Origin of the sequence: Bradyrhizobium sp. STM 3809, from assembly GCF_000239795.1 — a bacterium.
Classification (GTDB): Bacteria; Pseudomonadota; Alphaproteobacteria; order Rhizobiales; family Xanthobacteraceae; genus Bradyrhizobium.
This window is the reverse complement of record NZ_CAFJ01000607.1, coordinates 1-5481: the sequence shown is the minus strand read 5'-3', so window position 1 is coordinate 5481 and position 5481 is coordinate 1. Positions and strand designations below refer to the sequence as shown.

4 protein-coding genes are annotated in these 5481 nt (G+C 57.9%); 3 read left to right on the top strand and 1 reads right to left on the bottom strand.

The window, feature by feature from the left end; translation table 11 throughout:
- Position 1: 1 nt before the first annotated feature.
- Positions 2-298 carry a dTDP-4-dehydrorhamnose 3,5-epimerase family protein gene (locus tag BRAS3809_RS27465; RefSeq protein ID WP_008965270.1) on the bottom strand — a complete coding sequence of 99 codons (297 nt, stop codon included), beginning with the start codon at positions 296-298 and terminating at the stop codon, positions 2-4.
- Positions 299-984: 686 nt separating this feature from the next.
- Here BRAS3809_RS27465 and BRAS3809_RS27460 point away from each other — a divergent pair.
- The 3 genes from BRAS3809_RS27460 (at position 985) to BRAS3809_RS27445 (ending at position 5360) form a co-directional block, all read left to right on the top strand.
- Positions 985-2451, top strand: a complete 1467-nt coding sequence (locus tag BRAS3809_RS27460; RefSeq protein ID WP_240535783.1) for an undecaprenyl-phosphate glucose phosphotransferase — start codon at positions 985-987, stop codon at positions 2449-2451.
- 983 nt (positions 2452-3434) lie between these two features.
- The gene (locus BRAS3809_RS36190) at positions 3435-3674 is read left to right on the top strand and encodes a hypothetical protein (RefSeq protein ID WP_139017454.1); all 240 of its coding nucleotides are present in this window, start codon (positions 3435-3437) and stop codon (positions 3672-3674) included.
- Between the two features lie 489 nt (positions 3675-4163).
- Entirely contained in the window at positions 4164-5360 is a 1197-nt protein-coding gene (locus BRAS3809_RS27445) for a hypothetical protein (protein ID WP_008965264.1), read from the top strand.
- Positions 5361-5481: the final 121 nt, after the last annotated feature.

Sequence of the window (5481 nt, the reverse complement as noted above, 5' to 3'; positions counted from 1 at the left end):
ACTAGTGTTCGTACGAGGACGAAGATCCTGTTCTGATATCGACCGCCACATCCAGGATGGCCCCTCGAAGGCATCGGATGAGCTTGCCCTGCGCGCGCGGCGGACGCTGGAAATGCAAGCCGCGGAGCACGCCGCGTTGGGCCGAGTAGACGTGATTTTCCTGGACGAGATCTCCCGGCAGACCCGCCTTCAATGCAAGGTCGCGGCGATACACTTCGGAAAAGAATCCCCGGGAGTCGCCATGCTTTACGGGAGTAAGAGACAGAATGCCCGACAGGGGATAGCGCTCAATATGCATTCGAGTCTCGCAATGCGATGATCAACGGAGTCAACATGGCCACGAAGGCTGAGGCTGACTTATATCAAGAGCTGAAAATGAGACCAGCCCTCGTCATCGACGCTGCTTGTCGCAATTAGAGATCCTGCCGATCCAAAAGCCTTCGGCAGAGCTGCTCGAATCCGGTCATCCTAAGGTCTCTAGGATACAGACCGCTTCTTCGATGTTGCAAAAATACAACATTTATCGGCTGGATCTTAAAATGTGCTGGCCCGATAGCCGCGGGACTGGTTGGCATTTTCATTTCCCGCACCGAGCTGAATTTGCGACCGCTCGAGATCGATCGCAACAGGATAGACCTGAGGCGACCAGAGTGTCAGCCCGACTCCGTGCAGAAGAGCGTCTCAGTTCATTCGCTGTCGCGCGATCGCGCCTTCAGACCTCCTGGAAAAAAGACCATCGGCATGGGGCGCCACGGTCGTGCGAAGCTCGCAAGAAGCTCCTGAGAGAGCCATCGCGGAAACTGTGTCGAACGGGGAACAAACGCTGGGAGATTTCCATTCCCCCACTTTGGATATCGTTCTTCCGCACACACGAGGTTGCATTGCAATGGCCTCAAGACTAGTCTGCCCGCATTGGTGGAAAATTACTTCTGAAAGTTGAGATCAGACTGACTGCTCACCTTTTGAATGCGGAACGGTTCTTTGATGTCTATGCGGTCAGAGGTTCGCAATGCCGAGCAAGAGGTTGGCGCTGCCCCGGCCGCCCCGACCCAAGCGCCCCTTCCAAGCCACGCCATCACTTACATTCTGGCGACCGCAGACGCGGCTATCATTCTGATCGCGAGCCTGTCTGCATGCTTTGCCTATCATTGGCTCACGGATACTCCAATTCCCGATCTTTCGGCGTATTTTGCCTTAGGGCTTGCTGCAAGCTTCCTCCATATCGTTCGGCTCAGCGGGCACGGCTACTACGACCTCGAAAGCGCTGCGAAACCATCAGTTGAGTTCCTTGAGATAAATTTCTCTTGGCTCGCGACAGCGCTGATGCTGGCGTTCTTCGCCTTTCTGTTCAAAGTCGGCACGTCCTTCTCGAGAGGCGCATTCCTGCTGTTCTTGGCGACAGCACCAGCCGGCCTCCTGGCTGGCAGGAAATTTGCCAAGTACGTGCTCGAAGACGCGGTCACTCGCGGCGTGATCGGCCGCCGCGATCTTGTCCTGCTTGGTACTCCTCAGGAACTGGAGGCGCTTGAGCCACGAGACCTGCTGGTCCTGTTTGGCGCCGCCGAGGTACACCGTGTGGCGCTCAGCCCTGCGCCTGATCACGAAGGCCAGAAAGCGGGAGACCTGAAGGCGATCGCGACAGCTGCGAAATTTATGCAGGAACACGAAGTGTCAGAGGTCCTGCTCGTGATCCCGTGGAACTCGCGCGAGCGGTTAGAACATTTGCGGCAGCAGATGAAGGTGTTCCCGGTATCGGTGCGACTGCTGCCTGATCGGCAAATCCGCTCCTTGAGCGATTATGCGCCATCTGCCCAACAGCGCGTTGTTTCTCTGGAGATTCAACGAGCACCGTTGAGCGGAGTCGAACGCGCCGTCAAGCGCATGATGGACGTCGTCATTGGCCTAGCGGCCCTGATTTTGTTAAGCCCTATCATCGCTTTGACCGCCGTTGCGATCAAGCTTGATGGCAAAGGTCCCGTCTTCTTTTTTCAAAATAGAAAGGGATTCAATGGCCGGCATTTTGTCATGTACAAATTCCGGACCATGACCGTTCTGGAAAACGGCGATACTGTCACCCAGGCAACGCGTAATGATCCCCGTGTCACACGCATCGGCGCCTATCTCCGGAGCGCAAGCATTGATGAGCTGCCTCAGCTCGTCAATGTGCTGCGGGGAGACATGTCATTGGTCGGACCCCGCCCTCATGCAATTGCCCATGACAATCAGTTTGAACGGTTGCTGCAGGACTATGCGTTTCGCCATCATGTCAAGCCTGGGATGACCGGTTGGGCGCAAGTGAATGGCCTTCGGGGCGCGACCCCTTCGCTGGAGCTGATCTCCCGGCGGGTCGAGATGGATCTCTGGTATATCAATAACTGGAGCCTGTGGCTCGATATCCAGATTATTATGAAGACGTTCTTTGAGGTGTTGCGAAAGAGAAATGCGTTCTAGCTGGCCAAACGATGCTACACGCTCCGAATCTCTTCGCATCCGGGTCCCGAATCTTTCCGGACGCACGCCGCCGCGGCAGGTGAAGCGCCGGACATAGCCTGACCAGACGCAGAACTCCTATATCGGAGCGCGAATCGTTCCCAGCAGAGACTGATAAATTGTGTTGAACGGTCAGAAGCTGCGGGTTTAGGGTTAGTTTCGCACTTTTTCGTCCAAAATACCGCACCAAGATGCCTGCGGCAGGCGATCAACAGGGCGCGATCGCCGTATCTGCCCCGATTCTGACACCGTGAAGTGAGCATATTGAGGCCGAGACAACCTGAAGTATTCGCTGATGATCGCTGCTCTCAATTCTCGCTTCAAGCATGTGACGATGGCGCTCGGCGCTGCCGTCGTTAGTGCCGCTTTCTTCAGGCATACGGCTCACGTTTACGCCGGCTTCTCGCGAGAGGAGATTCGCTCCGCAGCCTTAGCGATGTGCTTCGCCATATCGCTCCTCTTGACGGCTGCACATATGCTCCAGCGCACCTTTCCCCGGAATTGACCTCGAGCCGCACCGGCGTCCATCTGCCATCAGCATTCCGACCGTTCAGCGAACAGGCTGCGCGCCCTCCTTTCGCATAAAGCACACAACGCGGCCTACGGTCTGAAGCCGTTGTTGACCGTTAACTGGCACATTGATCTCAGCCCTTATCGCCTCGGCAGCCTTGTTGCAGAGCTGCTCGGTCGGGAATGAATCGATCACCTGCGTTGTCGGCTGCGTGGGACTTCCAAACACGATCCACTGCAACGAAACAAATAGAACCCATTCCATAGGAAGTTCCCGGCTGATCGCGAGCTCAAACCCAGCCCTCGCGGCACCCCACGTCAGCTTCCTGCGACTCGCATGTCTCGACACCGTAAGGATCGCCTCGCCTCGTGTCCATCAAGCTGATACCATTTGCGACCCTGTGAAGACGCGTCCCAGCGAAGGAGACAACCGCGTGAGCATCCTGACAAAATTAAGCCTGACGGTGCTGTGGCTGGCGCTTTCCGTGGGCTCCGCGGCGGCTCAGTATGGCGTATCATCGCAAAGAGACGCCAATGGAAATCTTCGGCGGGAGAATGCCGACTATTCGCCACGTGGTATCAACCAGGGCCCAGTTAACAATGGGCCGATCCGGAACACGCCAGCTCAACCATCAACCACCAATGGCTCCACCCAGCAAAGGGCGGTCAGATAGGCTGGGAGGAGCGGTCGACGGGGTTACCACCACCAGATCATTTCCCGGGCGGGAGCGCCACAGACCACGGCCCGGCGCCGTTCGACGCCATACGCTGTCTGCACCGCAACGGTCTTGATGCAGCCCGGGTAGATCGCCAGATTGTAGTGAAACGGAGCACCCTCGAAAGCACCGCGAAGGGGGCACAAATGTTCAAGGGTGGGACCGCACTGGGTCAGTGGGTAAAGTCGATGACGAGCCTCCGCTGGAGCGGATAGCGCCATAGCAGCGACCGCGACTGTCGCAGCAATCGCGATTTTGGCTTTGGCGTACAGCATTGTCATCCCCCACGCGGAAAAAGCGCATCTTCGCCAATCAATCTATACGAATCTGGCAGTGCGGGTAAAGCCAACTCAGGCGATCGCTACGAAATATGGCGCCGTAGTGGCTCCCCCTGGGCTTGCGCGCAATCTATCGTTATCTTCATCGTGAGGGGGCACGGACCAGGCGATGAATCCCGAGTTACCGAACATTGACAGGGACAAGGCGGTTTCCCCGTTTGCTCAGGAAATTGAGTATGCGCTGACTTTGCAGCGAATGATCCAGCGCCTTACCGAGGATCCCGCCGAGCTTCGCTCGACGGTGTACGAATTTGCGCGGTCGCGCCTTAAAGACGAGAGTCCATGGCTGGATGCAGCCGAGCAGGAGCGGCTTGCAACGGCGCTTGAGACGGCGATTCAGGGGGTAGAGCGGTTCGAAACGCGGCGTGCCGAACGCGAAGGACTTGCGCCCCCGGCGCCAGCGGCCAAGCTATCGCACCAGCCAGCGACGGCCGCCGAGCCCGCCCCTTCCTTTCCCGCCGCCCCCCCGCCGATTACACCCGCTTCTGACGATATCATTTTACCGGAGCGCGGCCGGTGGGCGCAGAATATCACGTACATTCAGGCCCCCCGGGAGGGACTACTTGCAAATTTCGCCCGCTTCTCCATCAGCGCGGCGGTCATCGTCGGCATTCTGGCCGTCATTCTGCAACGAGACGCCATCTGGAGCCGGCGCGAGTCTCCTGCTGCAGCGCATAGAATCGCGGCCCCCAACGGTCCCGAGAACGCGCCGGCGGCCAACTCGGCTCCCCCTGTCGCAGCGAGCCCCGTCCCGCCTCCGCCACCTTCGCTCGGTTTTCCCATCCCTGGTGACTACGGCATCTATGCCATTGCCGGCGACGAGCTTAAGGAGCTCGAATTGCTCGGCGAACGTGTCCCCGACAAGCGGATCTCGATCTCTACACCTATCAATCATCCGAGCCGCACCATGCTTCCCGATGGCAATGTTCGGTTCGTCTTGTTCAGGCGAGACCTAGCAGGAAACGCCCCTGAGCGGCTGGAGCTGCGGGTTGTCGCACGCGTGGCACGTGCGCTGTCGTTCGATGCCAAGGGGAAACTGGTGGTGACCCCCGTTTCTGATGCATGGAATATCCGCAGCAAATCCTACGAGCTCAGATTGCGCCCTATTGCCAACAACCCAGAAATGCTGCTTGCACAATTCGAAAAACCCGATTTCGCACTGCCGCCGGGGCGCTACGTACTTGCGCTACGCGATCAAGCCTATGACTTCACCGTGGCCGGCACTGTAACGGAGTCAACCCAATGTCTCGAGCGGACCGATGCCGTTAACGGATCGTTCTACTCGGAATGCAACACCAAGCCCTGATCACAAGGAGTGACCATCGGTTCAAAGTCCGGCTCGCCCAAATATACTCGGGCTTGATCGCGTCCGGTGTGTTCGCAACCCCGCAGCCCTTGATGACCGTGGACCCACGTTGAGGTATTAT